Genomic DNA, 15,467 nt, shown 5'->3' with positions numbered 1-15,467 from the left:
GAAAGCCGGAGCCTCAGCTACCTGGCCGCCAATGATCAGGATGATGACGGGGCAGGCCGTTCGCGACGCTGACGAGGTCGAAGCGGACGGGAAGTCCGAGGTCACGCAGCCTCGTGGCCTGATAGGCGGTCGCGGCCCGTTCGATTCGTCTGCGGCCCTGCGCGGTCAGCGCGAGGAGCGCCGCCGTCCGCGTCGGCCTCGCCTTCACCTCGACGAAGGCGACCGTTCGGCCTCGGCGCGCGACGAGATCGATCTCTCCAGCGGCGCACCGCCAACGCCGCGCGAGGATGCGGTAGCCCTTCGCGCGAAGAAGAAGAGCCGCCAGCGCCTCGGCCCTACGCCCGGCAGCTTCGGCGCGCTGGCGGTTCACCCTTCGTCCTTCAGAGCTTGCGCGCGGGCGTAGAGGCCGCGGCGGGGCAGGCCCGTCGCCTCCGCAACGAAGGCGGCGGCGTCCTTCACCCGGTGCGTACGCAGCGCCTCGCGCAGCTGCCGGTCGACGCTCTCCTCGTCCGGCGGCGCGGCGGCTTCGGCGGGGTGGACGATCAGGACGATCTCGCCCTTGGGGGGTGCCGCCTCGTAGGCGGCCGCCAGTTCCGCCGCCTCGCCTTCGACGACCTCCTCGTAGCGCTTGGTCAGCTCGCGGGCGATCGACACCGTGCGGGGCCCCAACGCGTCCGCGAGGTCCGAAAGCGCGCTCGCGAGTCGCGGCGCCGTCTCGAAGAAGAGGAGCGTCTCATCCCGCCCGCCCAGGCTCGTGAAGAGGTCTCGGCGGGCCTTCTGGGTCCGGGGCAGGAATCCGTGAAAGCTGAAGCGGTCGGACGGCGCCCCCGACACCATCAGCGCGGCGAGGGGGGCGGAGGGGCCGGGGACGGCGTGCACGCGTAGGCCCGCCGCCCGCACCTCGCGCACGAGCTTGTAGCCGGGGTCCGAGACGAGCGGCGTTCCCGCATCCGAGACGAGGACCAGGGCCGCGCCGCTGCGCAACCTGTCGAGCACGCCCGGCCTGACGCGAGCGCCGTTATGGTCGTGATAGGGCTGAAGGCGGTTCTCTATGCCGAAGGCGGAGAGCAGCTTGCCGGTGACGCGGCTGTCCTCGCACAAGACGCCGTCCGCTCGGCGCAGGACGTCCAGCAAGCGGGCGCTCGCGTCGCCCAAGTTTCCGATCGGCGTCGCCGCCACGTAGAGACCCGGCGCGAGCGGATCGTCCGAAGGGCGGCGGGGCGTCTCGGTCACATCTACCTCGGTAAAGCGGGCCCCGCGTCACCCGAACCGAGCGGCCCGTCAACGGCTGTCACCCGTTTTGATTGTCGCCTGCGGGTCACCCCCCTATGGTCCGGCGAACGACGTATCGAGGATGCCATGACCCGACGGCTCGGCGGCTTCCGCCTAGGAACGACCCTGCTCGCGCTTCTGGCCCTCTCGGCTTGCCAGACGAACCCCGGTCCGCGGCGGGACCCCGCCCCGGTGCGCGGCGGTCCTGGCGATCGGCCGGTCGTGCGGCCGGAGGTCGATCCAGAGGTCTTCGCGACCGTGCCGACGCAGGATCGTGACGAGGTGGTGCGCGTCGCGCTCCTCCTGCCGTTCAGCTCGACCTCGGACAACGTCGAGACCGTCGCGCAGGCGATGCTCAAGGCCGCGCAGATGGTGGCCTTCGAAAGCGACAACGCCCGCTACCTCCTCATCCCGAAGGACACCAAAGGCACGGCGGAGGGCGCCTACGCCGTCGCCGAGGAGGCGATCCGGGAAGGTGCCGAGATCATCCTGGGCCCTCTCTTCTCGGACTGCGTCGAGGCGATCGCGCCCCTTGCCCGCGCCTCCGAAATCCCGGTGATCGCCTTCTCGTCGGACACGGCGGTCGCAGGCGACGGCGTGTACCTGCTCAGCTTCCCGCCGGAAGACGAGGTCGCCCGCGTCACCGACTACGCGATCGAGAACGGCTACGCCCGCTTCGGCATGATGTCGCCCTACACCGAGTTCGGCGACCGGGTCGCGAACGCGTTCCAGAACGAGGTTCAAGAGCGCGGCGGCGAGCTGGTCCACACGGAGCGGTACGAGCGCACCTTCGACGCGATGGCGCAGCCCGCGCGCCGCCTGTCGGAGTACGCAGCCAAGGTGTTCGTGCCGCAATACGTGACGCCGCCGGGACAGCAGGTCGAAGACCGCAGGCCCGAGAACGAGGATCGTGGCTTCTACGGTGCCGACGAGCCCTTCGATCCCTACGCCGATCCTTACGAGGAGGGCGCCTACGGGACGGACCCCTACGCGCAACCACAGGCGAGTACGATCGGTGAGGACGGCGAGGAAGTCGTCGATCCCACGGTCGGTTTCCAGGCCGTGTTCCTGCCCGAGCAGGGCCGCTACCTCCGCGCCCTCGCGCCCTGGCTTCCGACCTACGACGTCGACATCCGGGAGGTGAAGCTCCTCGGCGTGTCCTCCTGGAACAACCCGCTCCTGACCCGCGAGCCTGCGCTCGACGGGGGGTGGTTCGCGGCGCCCGACCCCGCGCTCGCGGAAGGCTTCCAACGGCGCTACGAGCGAGCCTATGGCGAGAACCCGCCGCGCCTCGCGAGCCTCGCCTACGACGCGGCGCTGCTGACGGCGCGCCTGTCGGAGCTGCCGCCGCGCGAGCGCTTCGCGCCGCAGACGATCGCGAACCCCAACGGTTTCCTAGGCGCGGACGGCCTCTTCCGCCTGATGCCCGACGGCACGGTCGAGCGGGGCCTCGCCATCTTGGAGATTCGGCCGTCGGGCATCGCGGTGGTCGACCCCGCGCCGCGCAGCTTCGTGCCGGAAAGCGGGCTGTAAGCGCCGGGCTTTGCGCCCGGCGCGGCTTCCTGTACCCGCGATCCGATGACCGACCCTTACCGCGCGCAGAAGAACGCTTTCGCCCGTTACCCGACCGGCGTGACGGTGGTGTCCTGCGCGCCGCCGGGACGGGCGCCGCTCGCGATCACGGTGAACAGCTTCACCTCGGTCTCGCTGGAGCCGACGCTGGTCCTTTGGTGCCTCGACAAGAAGTCGAGCGTCTTCGCGGCCTACGACGCGGCGGACAACTACGCTGTCAGCATCCTGGCCGCCGATCAGGCGGAGGCCTCCAACCGCTTCGCGACGCCGGGGCGGCACGACCTGCTGGAGGGGGAGGGCGAAACCTACGCGACCGGCGCGCCGCTCCTGCGCGGACGGATCGCCGGCTTCGACTGCGAGGTCGCGGACCGGCACGACGCGGGCGACCACGTCGTGCTGATCGGCCGGGTGGTCCATTTCGACAGCCGGGACGGCCACCCGCTGATCTATGCGGGGCGGCAGTACCTCGAAGGGCCCATCGTCACCGAGCGGGATCGCTGAGCCATTCGGCCGCCCGGATCGCGTAGTAGCTGACGATCGCATCGGCCCCCGCCCTGCGGAAGCAGGCCAACGCCTCCAGCCCCGCCGCCTCGAAGTCGAAGGCGCCGGCCTCCGCCGCGCAGGCCAGCATCGCGTACTCGCCCGAGACCTGGAAGGCGACGGTCGGTACGCCGAAGCCGTCCTTCACCCGCGCGACCATGTCGAGGTAGGGAAGGCCAGGCTTCACCATCACCATGTCCGCGCCTTCGGCGACGTCGAGCGCGACCTCGCGCAGGCCTTCCTCGGCGTTGCGCGGGTCCATCTGATAGGTCCGCTTGTCGCCTTGCAGCACGCCGCGCGAGCCGATGGCGTCGCGGTAGGGCCCGTAGAAGCGCGAGGCGTACTTGACGGCGTAAGAGAGGATCAGCCGATCCGCGTAGCCGCCCTCGTCGAGCGCGGTGCGGATCGCGGCGATGCGCCCGTCCATCATGTCCGATGGCGCCAGGACATCGTAGCCCGCCTCGGCCAGGACGAGGGCCTGCCGGGTCAAGAGCTCGACGGTCTCGTCGTTGAGGATGACGCCCTCGCGCAGCAGCCCGTCATGACCGTGATCGGTGTAGGGGTCGAGCGCCACGTCGGCGATGAGGCCGATGCCGGGCGCTTCGGCCTTGATGGCCCGGGCGGCTCTGCACATCAGGTTGCCCGGATCGAGCGCGAGCTGCGCCTCGGCCGACCGGTGCTCGGGCCCCGTCTGAGGAAAGAGCGCGAGGGCCGGCAGGCCGAGGGCGGAAGCCTTCCTCGCGATCTCGACCGCTTCGTCGGCGGTCGCCCGGGCGATGCCGGGCATGGCCGGAACCGGACCGGCCGGGGCATCGTCCTCGCGCAGGATCACCGCCTGGATCAGGTCTTCCGGCACGAGGCGGCTCTCCGCCGTCATGGCGCGGATCCAAGGTTCTTGCCGGAGGCGGCGGGGACGGGTTGCGGGGTGTCGTCCCGGGAAAGGGTGTTTCATCTTGAGACGCCTGTTTTGTCGGCTTTTTTCTGCCTTGGTTTACTCTGCCTTAGACTCGTCGTGCCTAAGGTTGCCACGAAGAAGTCGAGTTTCCGGGGTTTCCCATGCTGATGCAGGACGGGTTGAGAGTCGCTCATTCAGCCGATGACGTGATCGAGGACAAGGAGACGGTCTATCTCAAGCTCCTGACCCTCATCGAACGTCTGCACCGGCAGTTGCTCGACGTGATCAAGGACGAGCTGGACCGCGTCGGTCAATCGGACATCAACGCCGTGCAGGCGCTGCTTCTCTATAACATCGGCGACGCCGAGCTGACCGCTGGCGAGCTTCGCAGCCGTGGGCACTACCTCGGCTCGAACGTGTCCTACAACCTCAAGAAGCTCGTCGAGGCCGGCTACATCAGCCATCAGCGCTCAGAGCACGACAAGCGGTCGGTGCGCGTGTCGCTGACCGATCAGGGAACCCACGTTCGCGAGAAGATCGAGGGTCTCTTCGACCGGCACCTCGCTTCGGTCGACAAGGTCGGCGACGTCTCTGCCGAGATGATGGAGCGGACGAACATCACGCTCTCACGCCTCGAGCGCTTCTGGGCGGATCAGGTCCGCTATCAGCTCTAAGACGCGGGGCGACCCCCTATACTTGCGATCCATTCTCAAGTATAGGTAGGACAACTCGCCGCGCGACCGCAAGAATCGTCCATACCGACGGTCTTGCTTGTATCCGGGTCCTGGAACCCGTGATAGGCCCCGCTCATGACCACCGACTACGATAGCGTCTTCAAGGACGCCCTCGCTGCCGTGCGTGCCGAGGGCCGTTACCGCGTCTTCGCAGACCTCGAACGCGAACGCGGCGCCTTTCCGAACGCGAAGCGCTACCTAGCCGACGGCACCGCACAGGACGTCATCGTCTGGTGCTCCAACGACTACCTCGGCATGGGCCAGGACCCCCGCGTCCTCGAGGCGATGCACGACGCGCTCGACCGGGTCGGCGCGGGGGCGGGCGGTACGCGCAACATCGCGGGGACGACTCACTTCCACGTCGCGCTCGAGCGTGAGCTCGCGGCGCTGCACGGCAAGGAGGCCGCGCTCCTCTTCACTTCGGGCTACATCTCGAACGAAGCGACCCTCTCGACCCTCGCGCGGCTCCTGCCGGGCGCGGTGATCCTGTCGGACGAGCTCAACCATGCGAGCATGATCGCGGGCATCCGCGGTGGTCGCGGCTCAAAGCTGATCTGGCGGCACAACGACACGGACCACCTCGAAGAACTGCTTCGCGGCCTGCCTCGCGACGTGCCCAAGATCATCGCCTTCGAGAGCGTCTACTCGATGGATGGCGACTTCGGCCCGGTCGAGGCGGTCGCCGACCTCGCGGAGCGCTACGGCGCCCTGACCTATCTCGACGAGGTGCACGGCGTCGGCCTCTACGGCGAGGGCGGCGGCGTCGCTCAGGAGAGGGGGGTCGCCGACCGCATAGACTGCATCGAGGGAACGCTCGGCAAGGCGATCGGCGTGATGGGCGGCTACATCGCCGGCAGCGCGGCCATGGTCGACGCGATCCGCTCCTACGCCTCGTCCTTCATCTTCACGACGGCGCTCTCGCCCGTCCTCGTCGCAGGTGCGCTCGCCTCGGTCCGTATCCTCCGCGAGGAGCAGAGCTTACGCGACCGGCATCAGGAACGCGCGGCCACGCTCAAGGCGCGGCTCACCGAGGCCGGCCTGCCGGTCATGGACAGCCCGAGCCACATCGTGCCGCTGATGGTCGGCGACCCGGTCGCCTGCAAGGCGGTCACGGACGAGCTCCTGACAGAGCACGGCATCTACGTGCAGCCGATCAACTACCCGACCGTCGCCAAGGGGACCGAACGCCTACGCTTCAGCCCGACGCCGCTTCACACGGATGCGCACATGGACGCGCTTCTCGAAGCGCTCGAAGGGATCTGGGAAGCAAGAGGTCTTCAACGAGCGGCGGCCTGAGACGTCGCCCTCGTCGTCAGCCTTGGAACTCCGGGACGGCGACCTTGAGGCCATCGAGCGCTGCGCTGAGGCGGATCTGGCAGGAGAGGCGCGAGTTGTCCGCACGCTCGGAGGCGAAGTCGAGCATGGAGTCCTCCATCGGGCTCGGCTCGCCGACCTTCCCGGTCCAGGCCTCGTCGACGTAGACGTGGCAGGTCGCGCACGCACAGGCGCCGCCGCAGTCGGCGTCGATGCCGGGCACGTCGTTCCTGACCGCCGTCTCCATCACGGTCAGCCCCTCTTCGCCTTCGGCCTCGCGGACCGTGCCGTCGTGAAGGGTGAAGGTGACCTTGACCATGCTCTACTCCGCCGTCCAATCGCCCCGGGGCTTAGCGAGGCGGACCCGTGACCGAAACCCATAAGTGCGAAGACGAAGCGGCGAGCGAGGCGCTAGGCGCACGCTTGTGGAAAACTCTGCGAACGCCGGACTGCGTGCTGATCGAGGCGCCGATGGGGACCGGAAAGACAGCATTGGCGCGGGGCCTGATCGAGGCCGCGGGCGGCGGGCCGGAGGTGCCGAGCCCGACCTATGCGATCGTCCAGCCTTATGAGACCTGGCCGCCTCTTTACCACCTCGACCTATACCGCCTTAATGACCCGTCCGAACTGGCGGAACTCGGCCTCGAGGACATGCTGGAGGCGGGCGTCGTGCTCGTGGAGTGGCCGGACCTCGGCCAGAGCTTCTGGCCTAAGGACGCCCTCCTTCTGACGGGCCGAATCTTGGACGACGGCACTCGCGAATGGACGGTGAGACGAGGGTCTTGATGGCGGACAGACAGGCGCTGGCGAACGCGTTCCTCGAAGAGACGGACTGGGCCGGCTGCGAGCGCACCGCGCTGCCCGCCGACGCCTCGACCCGCAGCTACGCCCGACTGCGCGGCGGCCCGTCGCCCGCCCTGCTGATGAACGCGCCGCCCGCCGAGGAGAGCGCGGCATGTCCGCCGGACGCGACGCCGGAAGAGCGCGCCGCGCTCGGCTACAACGCCGAGGCTAGGCTCGCGGGTCCCAGCCTCTCGGCCTTCATGGACGTCGCCCGCTGGCTGCGCGAACGAGGCGTTCACGCGCCGGAAGTCTTCGCCGCCGACCGAGAGCACGGCTTCGCCGTGATCGAGGACATGGGCGACAGGCTGCTCGCGGTCGAAGCGGCTGACCCCGCCGCGGAGCGCGCGCACTACGCCCGCTCGATCAAGGTGCTGCATGCGCTGCGGGACACAGGTGCCGAGCCGGGTCCGATCGGCGCCTGGACGCTTCAGACCTATGACGAGACCGCCCTCCTCGCCGAGGCACGGCTTCTGCCCGAATGGTACGTCCCATACGCGACGGGCGAAGCGCTGCTGGACGGCGCGGACGAAGCCTATGAGAACGCTTGGCGCGAAGTGCTCTCGCAACTCGGCCCCTGCGACACGCTGGTCCTTCGCGACTTCCACGCCGAGAACATCTTGGTTCTAGGCGAGGGCGTCGGCGTCATCGACTTCCAGGACGCGCTCGTCGGCTCTGCGGCTTACGACCTCGCGAGCTTGATCGAGGACGCCCGTCGCGACCTCGCGCCTGGCCACGCCCAGGCGCTCTACCAAGGCTACGTCGAGCGGCTTTCAAAAGGGGACCGCGAGCGGTTCGAGACCGACTACGCCATCCTCGCCGCGCAGCGGAACGCGAAGATCCTCGGCATCTTCGCCCGGCTTCAGGTTCGCGACGGCAAGCCGCGCTACGGCGCCTTCGTGCCGCGCGTCCGGGCGCACTTCCAGACGGACCTCGCGCGGGCCCCGCTCGCACCCGTCCGTGCGTGGGCGGAGCGCTACTTGCCGGAGGTCGTTCGTGGCTGAGGTCGGCACGGCCATGGTCCTCGCCGCCGGGCTCGGCACCCGCATCCGCGCGCTCGCGCCGGACCGGCCGAAGCCGCTGGTCGAGGTCGCGGGCCGCGCCCTGATCGACTACGCGCTGGACGAGGTCGCGCGGGGCGGGGCCTCGCGGGCCGTCGTGAACGTCCACTACCTCGCCGACCAGGTCGAGGCGCACCTTCAGGGCCGCGACGAGCCTCGGATCGTCCTCTCGGACGAGCGCGCGCAGTTGATGGAAACCGGCGGCGGGCTGATCCAGGCGAGCGGGCTTTTAGGGGACGGCCCGGTCTTCTGCACCAATACCGATGCGATCCTCGAAGGCGAGGGCGCGGCGCGTCTTGCTGCCGCCTGGGACGACGCGGCGATGGACGCGCTCCTTCTGCTCGTGCCGACCGCGAACACGTCCGGCTACGCAGGCAAAGGCGACTTCGCCCTGGGTACGGACGGTCGTCTCTCCTGGGAGGGCGGGGACAAGCTCGTCTTCACGGGCCTTCAGATCATCCACCCGCGCCTCTGGGCCGGACGGACACCGGCGCCGCAATCGACGCACGTCTTCTGGGACGAGGCGATGGCGAACGGTCGGCTCTTCGGCCTCGTCCACGATGGCTTCTGGATGCATGTCGGCGACCCGGCGGGCCACGCGGCGGCCGAGGCGCGCCTCACGGGGAACTGAGCGATGGGAACGCCGCTCGACATGCTCCTTCGGCCTACGCCCGCGCTCTACACGATCCCCGCGGGGCGGCCCTTCCTGCGCGAGCTTGCCGGGCCGATCGTCGATGCGTACAAGGACGACCCCCTTGCGCTCGCGGACCTGACGATCTTCCTGCCCAACCGCCGCGCGACCCGCGCGCTGACCATGGCGTTCCTCGATCATACGGACGGGGAGGGGGCGATGCTGCTGCCGCGCCTGCGCGCCCTCGGTGACGTCGACGAGGAAGACTTGCTCGTCACCGGCGCACCCTTGGAGGCCGAGGCGTCACTGCCCCCGGCTGCGGAGGGGATCGAGCGGCGCCTCGTCCTCGCACGCTTCCTGCGCCGGGCCCGCCAGGCGCAGGGGCATCCCGTCCCCGCTTGGCCCGCGGCGCTCGCGGCGGCGGACGAGCTCGGCAAGCTCCTCGACGACTTCCACACCGAAGGCGTACCCTTCGATCGGCTCGCCACCCTCGTGGACGACGACGCCGTGCCGCAAGGCGCGGCGCACTGGGCGCAGTCGCTCGAATTCCTGAAGGTCGTGACCGAAGTCTGGCCCGCCTGGACCACCGCGCAGGGGCGGATCGACGGCGCCGCGCGGCGCCGCCACGTCATGGACGCGTTGACGGAGCACGTCGCGGCGGCGCCGGGGCCGGTGATCGTCGCGGGCTCGCTCGGCACCATTCCCGCCACCGCCCGCTTCATGGCGAAGGTCGCGGAGCTCGATAACGGCCTCGTCGTCCTTCCGGGCCTCGACGCGGATCTCGACGAGCGGGCGTGGAGCGAGATCGAGCCACCCCACCCCCAAGCGCTCTTCAAGGCGCTGCTCGCGAACGCCTTCGATGGCCTCGACAGGGAGGCCGTCGCCGCGTGGCCGTCGGCGGCCGAGGACGCGGGCGGCGCGCGGCGCCGCGGCTTCCTCTCCCTCGTCCTGCGCCCCGCCGAGACGACCGATGACTGGTACGGACGGATGCAGCGCTTCCGCGAGGGCGGCGGCGTCGGAATCGCGACCGGCGGCATGAAGGTCGCAACTGCGCGCTCCGAGGACGAGGAGGCTGAGTTCATAGCCCTCCTCCTGCGCGAGACGCTCGAGACGCCGGAGGAGACCGCGATCCTGGTCACCCCCGACCGAGTGCTCGCGCGCCGGGTGCAGGCGAAGCTCGCGCGGTGGGACGTCAGCGTCGACGATTCGGGCGGCACGCCGCTCGCGGGCACTTACCGCGGCACGTTCCTTCGGGCGGTCGCGCGTTGGCTCGCCGACCCGTCCGATCCCGTCGCGCTTCGTGCCGTCACGGTCCACGACCTCTGTCGCCTGGGCGAGACCGCGCGGCAGGCAGGCTCGGACGCGCGGGCGCTCGACCGGCGCCTGCGTGGCGCGCGGCCGGGGCCGGGCTTCGAAGGGCTGCGCCGCGCGATCCGCGACGACGCGCGCCGTGTGCCGAACGAGCGGGCGGACGCACGCGACCGCGCGCTCGCGCTCGTGGACCGGCTCGAAGCCGCCGCCGCGCCCTTCCTCGCCGCCCGTACGCCGGGCGACCGGTTGCAAGCGCATATCGAGGTCGCGCAGCGGCTTTGCGAGACCGAGAAGGAGGGCGGCGACGCACGCCTGTGGCGCTACGAGGACGGCGAAGCGCTGGCGGTCCACCTCTCGACCCTCCTGCGGCACGAGGCGGTGCTGCCGGACCTCGGCGAAGGGGTTGGAGGCTACCCCGACCTCTTCGACGCGCTCTCCTCCGGTCCCGTCGTGCGGCCTCGGGGCGGTCACCCCCGGCTTCAGATCCTCGGCCTTCTCGAAGCCCGCCTTCAGCATGCGGACAGGATCATCCTCGCTGGCCTCAACGAAGGCGTGTGGCCGGACGATGCGCGGACCGATCCCTTCTTGTCCCGCCCGATGCGACAGGCCCTAGGACTGCCAAGCCCCGAGATGATCATCGGGCGTGCCGCCCACGACTTCAGCCAGCTCGCCGCGGCGCCCCGTGTCTGGCTCACTCGTTCCGCCAAGGCGGGCCGGAACCCGGCGAAGCCGTCGCGCTGGATGGTCCGTTTCGAGAGCTTCCTCGCCGCGGAGGACGGCCTCGCGCCGATCGACGACGCGCCCCGTCTTCGCGCCGCGCTCACCGGCCTGCACGGTCACGACGGTGCGCCCACCCCTTGCGAGAAGCCCCGTCCGTGTCCGCCGCTGGAGGCGCGGCCGAAGACGTTCAGCCTGTCCGAGATCGACACCTTTCTGCGCGACCCTTACGCGATCTACGCGAAGAGGACGCTCGACCTGAAGGCGCTCGACGCGCCGGGACGGCCGCTGGACGCAGGGCTCAAGGGGACGTTCTACCACGCGGTGTTCGAGCGCTTCTCGAAGGCTTGGATCGACGAGCGCCCGACGGACGTCGCCGGCACGTTGACGCGTTTCGCAGAAGGACTGTTCGAGGAGTGGCACGTGCCCGTCTCGATCCGTGCCCTCTGGCGGCCCCGCATGCGGACGGGGTTCGAAGCCTTCGCTGCCTTCGACGCCGCTGCCCGCGCTGAGGGGCGACTCGCCAAAGCGGAGGTGGAAGGCGAGATGCGCCTAACCGTCGAGGGCGTCGAGTACGTCGTTAGGGGCAGGGCGGACCGAATCGATCTAGGCGAGGACGGCCGGGCGTCGATCTTCGACTACAAGACCGGCCAGGTGCCGACGATGAGGCAGGCCAAGCTCTTCAACCCCCAGCTCGCGCTCACCGCGCTCATGCTGAAAGAGGGCGGCTTCACGGAGCTCGGGCCCTTGGAGGCGCGCCGCATCGCCTACCTCGACAGCTTGCCGACGCGCATGCCGAAGGAGCCGTTCCCCAAGGATCACGGCGCCTGGGACGATGCGCTGGCGGAGCACCTGGCAGAGGCGGAGGCCGGTTTCCGCGCCTGGCTCGCCCACTTCGCGAACGAGGCGACGCCGTACGAATCGAAGCCCCGCGCCTTCATGGCCAAGGACTATGGCGACTACGACCACCTCGCCCGCCGGGGCGAGTGGGCGGCTGCCGAGGCCGAGGAGGGCGCCGATGGCTGACGGCTTCGATGGGCCCAAGGACCCGCTTTCGAGCACGCTCGCGATCCAGCTCGCCGTGTCGGACCCGGCGGCGTCCGCCTGGGTCTCCGCGAACGCGGGCTCCGGCAAGACCCACGTCCTGATCCAACGAGTGACGCGCCTCCTCCTTGAGGAGGTCGCGCCCGCGCGGATCGTCTGCATCACCTACACCAAGGCCGCCGCCGCCGAGATGGCGGACCGGCTCTTCCACACGCTGGGCGCCTGGGCGCTCATGCCCGACGAAGAGCTCCGAGCGAGCCTTGCGGGCGTCGTCGGCATCGCCGCGGCGGACGCGCTGCCCGAGGGGCGCCTCGCGGCGGCCCGCCGCCTCTTCGCCCGCGCGCTCGAGACGCCGGGCGGCCTCAAGATCCAGACGATCCACTCCTTCTGCGAGAGCGTGCTGCGCCGCTTTCCGGCCGAAGCCGGACTTCTGCCCGGCTTCACCGTCCTCGAGGAAGCCGAGGCGGCTGCGCGGCTCGAAGCGATCGTCGACGGCCTCGCCGAGGAGGCGCTGGCGGAGGACCCGATCCTCCTATCGGCCTTCGACACGCTCGGCGCGGTCTACGACGCGAGTGCGGGGCGGTTTCAGAAGGGGCTCTACGGCGTCCTCTCCGACCTCGCGAGCAAGAGGGGGCGGCTCGCGGACGCGCACGCCGAGGCGGGCGGACTCGACGGCTTCGTCAGAGCGCTGCACGGCCGGCATGGACTTGACGGTCACGAGACGGAGGAAAGCTTCGATCGGCGCTTGAGTGAGACCTGCGACGTCGCCTTCCTGCGAGAGGTGTGCGGGGTCTTCGCGACGCGCCAGAAGACGGCTCTGGCGCTCTCGGAAGCGCTCGCCCCGGTCCTCGAGACGGGCGCGTTGACGCTTTCGGCCTGCGAACTGCTTGTCTTCACGCAAGCCGGAGAGCGGCGAAAGGGCTACCCCGGCGACGCACCCTCGCGGAAGCTGGTCGCCGGTTTCGAGGAGGGCTGGGACCGCTTCGCCGACGCCGTGGCGGAGGCGCGCGAGGCGCGCACGGCCCTTCGCTTCTGCCAAGTCAACGCCGCGCTCCATCGCCTCGGCGCCGAGGTCGCGCGGCGTTATGCCGGCGTGAAGGCGCAAGGCGGCCTTCTCGACTTCGACGACCTGATCGAACGTACCGTGCGGCTCATCGACGGTACGTCGAACGCCTGGGTGCTCTACAAGCTCGACCAAGGGATCGCGCACGTCCTCCTCGACGAAGCGCAGGACACGGGCGCCCTCCAATGGGCGGTGATCGAGCGACTGACGGAGGAGTTCTTCGTAGGCGAGGGCGCGGGCGACGCCGTCCGCACGCTGTTCGTCGTCGGCGACGAGAAGCAGTCGATCTACAGCTTCCAGGGCGCGGACGCCGACCTCTTCGAAGAGAAGCGCGCCGCGCTCAAAACCCGCACGCCGGAGGGGCACCGCTTCAACGACGCGTCCTTGTTCTTGTCCTTCCGCTCCACACGCCCGGTCCTCGAGTTCGTGGATGCGGCGATGCTCGACGGAGAGGGCAAACCGCTTGTCGGGACCGAGTACGAGCGGCACGAGAGCCGCCATCCCGTCCTTCACGGGCGGGTCGAGCTTTGGCCGCCCATCGTCCGCCCCGACAAGGAGACGGGCGAGGCCTGGGCAGCCCCGGTGGACGAGGTCGGCGTGGCCGATCCGCGCCGCGTCCTCGCCGAGGCGATCTGTACCGAGATCAAGTCGTGGATCGGCACGGAGGAACTCGCGAACCCCCGCCGCAAGGTCGCCCCGGGCGACGTCCTGATTCTATGCCAAACCCGTGGGCCACAGTTCCAAGAGATCGTCCGCGCGCTCGCCGCGCACCGCATCCCTGCGGAGGGCGCCGACAAGGTGCGGATGAAGGACGACGTGGCGGTCCGCGACCTCCTCGCCCTCATGCGCTTCTGCGCCAATGAGGGCGACTGCCTCAGCCTCGCGGAGGTCCTCAAGTCGCCGTTCTGGAACGTCACGGAGGACGAACTCTTCGCGCTCGCCTACGGACGCGGACCGAAGCGGCTCTGGACGGTCGTACGCGAGAAGGCAGAGGGCGCGGACAAGCTCGCTGCGAAGTGCCGCCTAGCGGCGGAAGAAATTAACGCTGCAAGGCGGGCCGGTCAGGAACGCGGCGCCTTCGCGCTCCTCTCCTGCGTCCTCGAACGCGGCGCGCCGACCGGGCGCCAGCGGATCGCGCGGCGCCTGGGCCACGTCTCCGACGAAGCGGTCGAGGAGCTTCTGAACGAAGCGCTCGACTGGGAGCTCAAGCACCCGCGCACGGTCGCGGGTTTCCTGGGCCACGTCGAGCGCGCGGACGGCGAGGTCAAGAAGGAACAAGGCGCCGCTGGCGACGCCGTCCGCGTGATGACGGTCCACGGCGCCAAGGGCCTTCAAGCACCGATCGTCATCCTCGCCGACGCCGTCGACCTCAAGGATACGGGCTCGGCGTTCCGCCGGAACCCGCTCGTCGAACTCGGCAACGTCGAGAACGGCACCTTCCGGCCGGAGCCCGGCTGCCTCGTCTGCTGCCCGCGCAAGGAGGACGCGACGCGAGGCTACCTCGCGGCGCGCGACCACGCCGATGGACGGCGGCGCGAGGAGTATCGGCGCCTCTTCTACGTCGCCGCGACCCGGGCGGCCGAGCGCCTCTACGTCTGCGGCACGGACCGGCGGGGCCGGAAGGACGACGCGCCGCTCGACGAGTGCGACTGGCACGCCCTCGCGACGCACGCCTTCGGCAAGCTGCCGCAGCACCATCAGCGCACGCGCGAGGCGGGCTGGGGCGGAACGATCCTCGTCTACGAGCATGGCAGTCACGGAGAAGCGAAAGAGCGACCGGCAGTCGTGGCGCCTGAAGTGGCGCCGCCCGCCTGGCTGCACGACCCGGCGCCGGCGGAAAGGGCAGAGCGCGTCGTCGCGCCGTCGCGGCTCGGCGCCGAGGGGGAGGCGGACGACACGCCCGCCTACCCGCCGCGCGTGCCCGGCCAGGCGGCGAGTCCCTATCTGCGAGGCACCGCGCTGCACCACCTCCTCGAACGCCTGCCGGAAGTCGCCCCTGAGCGCCGGCGCGCCGTCGGCCGTCAGCTCCTGGCACGCGATGCGGCCTCTGCCGCCGACGCCGAGCGGGAAGTCTGGCTCTCCGAGGCCCTCGCCGTTCTGGAAGACCCGGCCTTCGCGGCCGTCTTCGGGGCGGGCAGCCGGGCCGAAGTGCCGGTGCAGGGGCGGGTCGGGGGCAAGCTCTATGCGGGCCAAATCGACCGCCTGCTCGTCACCGAGACGGAAGTCCTGATCGTCGACTTCAAGTCGAACCGCCCGCCGCCCGAGCGGGTCGAGGACGTCGCGCCCGCCTATCTCGCCCAGCTCGGCGCCTACGCCGCGCTGATAGAGAAGGTCTATCCGGGCCGCGCGGTCCGCACGGCGCTCCTTTGGACATACGCGCCCCGCCTCATGCCGGTCCCGTCAGAACTCCTGACGGCGACCTTAGCGTGATGGCCGTTGCACGTTGGGGACTCCCTCCTAGATCATGGCTCGA

13 protein-coding genes are annotated in these 15,467 nt (G+C 70.1%); 9 read left to right on the top strand and 4 right to left on the bottom strand.

Features of this window, described 5'->3' with window-relative positions; genetic code table 11:
• Nucleotides 1-13: 13 nt before the first annotated feature.
• Nucleotides 14-370, bottom strand: a complete 357-nt coding sequence (locus GGQ59_RS00375; protein WP_183814785.1) for a YraN family protein — start codon at nucleotides 368-370, stop codon at nucleotides 14-16.
• Nucleotides 367-1,233 carry a 16S rRNA (cytidine(1402)-2'-O)-methyltransferase gene (gene rsmI / locus GGQ59_RS00370; protein WP_183814783.1) on the bottom strand — a complete coding sequence of 289 codons (867 nt, stop codon included), beginning with the start codon at nucleotides 1,231-1,233 and terminating at the stop codon, nucleotides 367-369. Before rsmI ends, GGQ59_RS00375 begins: the two co-directional genes overlap by 4 nt.
• Nucleotides 1,234-1,359: 126 nt before the next feature.
• On the opposite strand from rsmI, the gene GGQ59_RS00365 reads away from it, so the two are divergent.
• Together GGQ59_RS00365 and GGQ59_RS00360 are read left to right on the top strand one after the other, a co-directional pair.
• Nucleotides 1,360-2,805 (top strand): penicillin-binding protein activator, encoded by a 1,446-nt coding sequence (locus GGQ59_RS00365; protein ID WP_183814781.1) that lies wholly within the window; start codon nucleotides 1,360-1,362, stop codon nucleotides 2,803-2,805.
• Nucleotides 2,806-2,850: 45 nt separating this feature from the next.
• Nucleotides 2,851-3,345, top strand: coding sequence for a flavin reductase family protein (locus tag GGQ59_RS00360; protein WP_183814779.1), 495 nt, complete (start codon nucleotides 2,851-2,853; stop codon nucleotides 3,343-3,345).
• On the opposite strand, the gene hemB is transcribed toward GGQ59_RS00360, so the two are convergent.
• On the bottom strand, nucleotides 3,326-4,336 hold the full coding sequence (gene hemB / locus GGQ59_RS00355; RefSeq protein WP_183814777.1) for a porphobilinogen synthase: 1,011 nt from the start codon (nucleotides 4,334-4,336) through the stop codon (nucleotides 3,326-3,328). The genes GGQ59_RS00360 and hemB overlap by 20 nt on opposite strands.
• A gap of 110 nt (nucleotides 4,337-4,446) precedes the next feature.
• Between hemB and ldtR the strand changes: the two genes are divergently transcribed.
• Together ldtR and hemA are read left to right on the top strand one after the other, a co-directional pair.
• Complete coding sequence (ldtR, locus tag GGQ59_RS00350; RefSeq protein WP_183816618.1) at nucleotides 4,447-4,953, top strand: transcriptional regulator LdtR; 507 nt, start codon at nucleotides 4,447-4,449, stop codon at nucleotides 4,951-4,953.
• A gap of 135 nt (nucleotides 4,954-5,088) precedes the next feature.
• Nucleotides 5,089-6,309 (top strand): 5-aminolevulinate synthase, encoded by a 1,221-nt coding sequence (hemA, locus tag GGQ59_RS00345; protein WP_183814775.1) that lies wholly within the window; start codon nucleotides 5,089-5,091, stop codon nucleotides 6,307-6,309.
• A 16-nt stretch (nucleotides 6,310-6,325) separates the two neighbouring features.
• On the opposite strand, the gene GGQ59_RS00340 is transcribed toward hemA, so the two are convergent.
• Nucleotides 6,326-6,646 (bottom strand): 2Fe-2S iron-sulfur cluster-binding protein, encoded by a 321-nt coding sequence (locus GGQ59_RS00340; RefSeq protein ID WP_183814773.1) that lies wholly within the window; start codon nucleotides 6,644-6,646, stop codon nucleotides 6,326-6,328.
• 47 nt (nucleotides 6,647-6,693) lie between these two features.
• On the opposite strand from GGQ59_RS00340, the gene tsaE reads away from it, so the two are divergent.
• From tsaE to addA, 5 genes are read left to right on the top strand one after another with little or no spacing between them, the layout of a single operon-like run.
• Complete coding sequence (gene tsaE, locus GGQ59_RS00335; protein WP_183814771.1) at nucleotides 6,694-7,113, top strand: tRNA (adenosine(37)-N6)-threonylcarbamoyltransferase complex ATPase subunit type 1 TsaE; 420 nt, start codon at nucleotides 6,694-6,696, stop codon at nucleotides 7,111-7,113.
• Nucleotides 7,113-8,171: an aminoglycoside phosphotransferase family protein gene (locus GGQ59_RS00330; RefSeq protein ID WP_183814769.1), complete on the top strand. Its 1,059-nt coding sequence runs from the start codon at nucleotides 7,113-7,115 to the stop codon at nucleotides 8,169-8,171. Before tsaE ends, GGQ59_RS00330 begins: the two co-directional genes overlap by 1 nt.
• Nucleotides 8,164-8,859 carry a nucleotidyltransferase family protein gene (locus GGQ59_RS00325; RefSeq protein WP_221400807.1) on the top strand — a complete coding sequence of 232 codons (696 nt, stop codon included), beginning with the start codon at nucleotides 8,164-8,166 and terminating at the stop codon, nucleotides 8,857-8,859. The genes GGQ59_RS00330 and GGQ59_RS00325 overlap by 8 nt, the downstream gene beginning before the upstream one ends.
• Nucleotides 8,860-8,862: 3 nt before the next feature.
• Complete coding sequence (gene addB / locus GGQ59_RS00320) at nucleotides 8,863-11,913, top strand: double-strand break repair protein AddB (protein ID WP_183814767.1); 3,051 nt, start codon at nucleotides 8,863-8,865, stop codon at nucleotides 11,911-11,913.
• Complete coding sequence (addA, locus tag GGQ59_RS00315) at nucleotides 11,906-15,424, top strand: double-strand break repair helicase AddA (protein ID WP_183814765.1); 3,519 nt, start codon at nucleotides 11,906-11,908, stop codon at nucleotides 15,422-15,424. The genes addB and addA overlap by 8 nt, the downstream gene beginning before the upstream one ends.
• The last annotated feature ends 43 nt before the right edge of the window (nucleotides 15,425-15,467 follow it).

It is taken from the genome of Parvularcula dongshanensis (genome assembly GCF_014199615.1).
Taxonomy (GTDB): Bacteria; Pseudomonadota; Alphaproteobacteria; order Caulobacterales; family Parvularculaceae; genus Parvularcula; species Parvularcula dongshanensis.
Note: the sequence above shows the minus strand (reverse complement) of the source record. Positions and strands in the feature narration are given on the sequence as shown.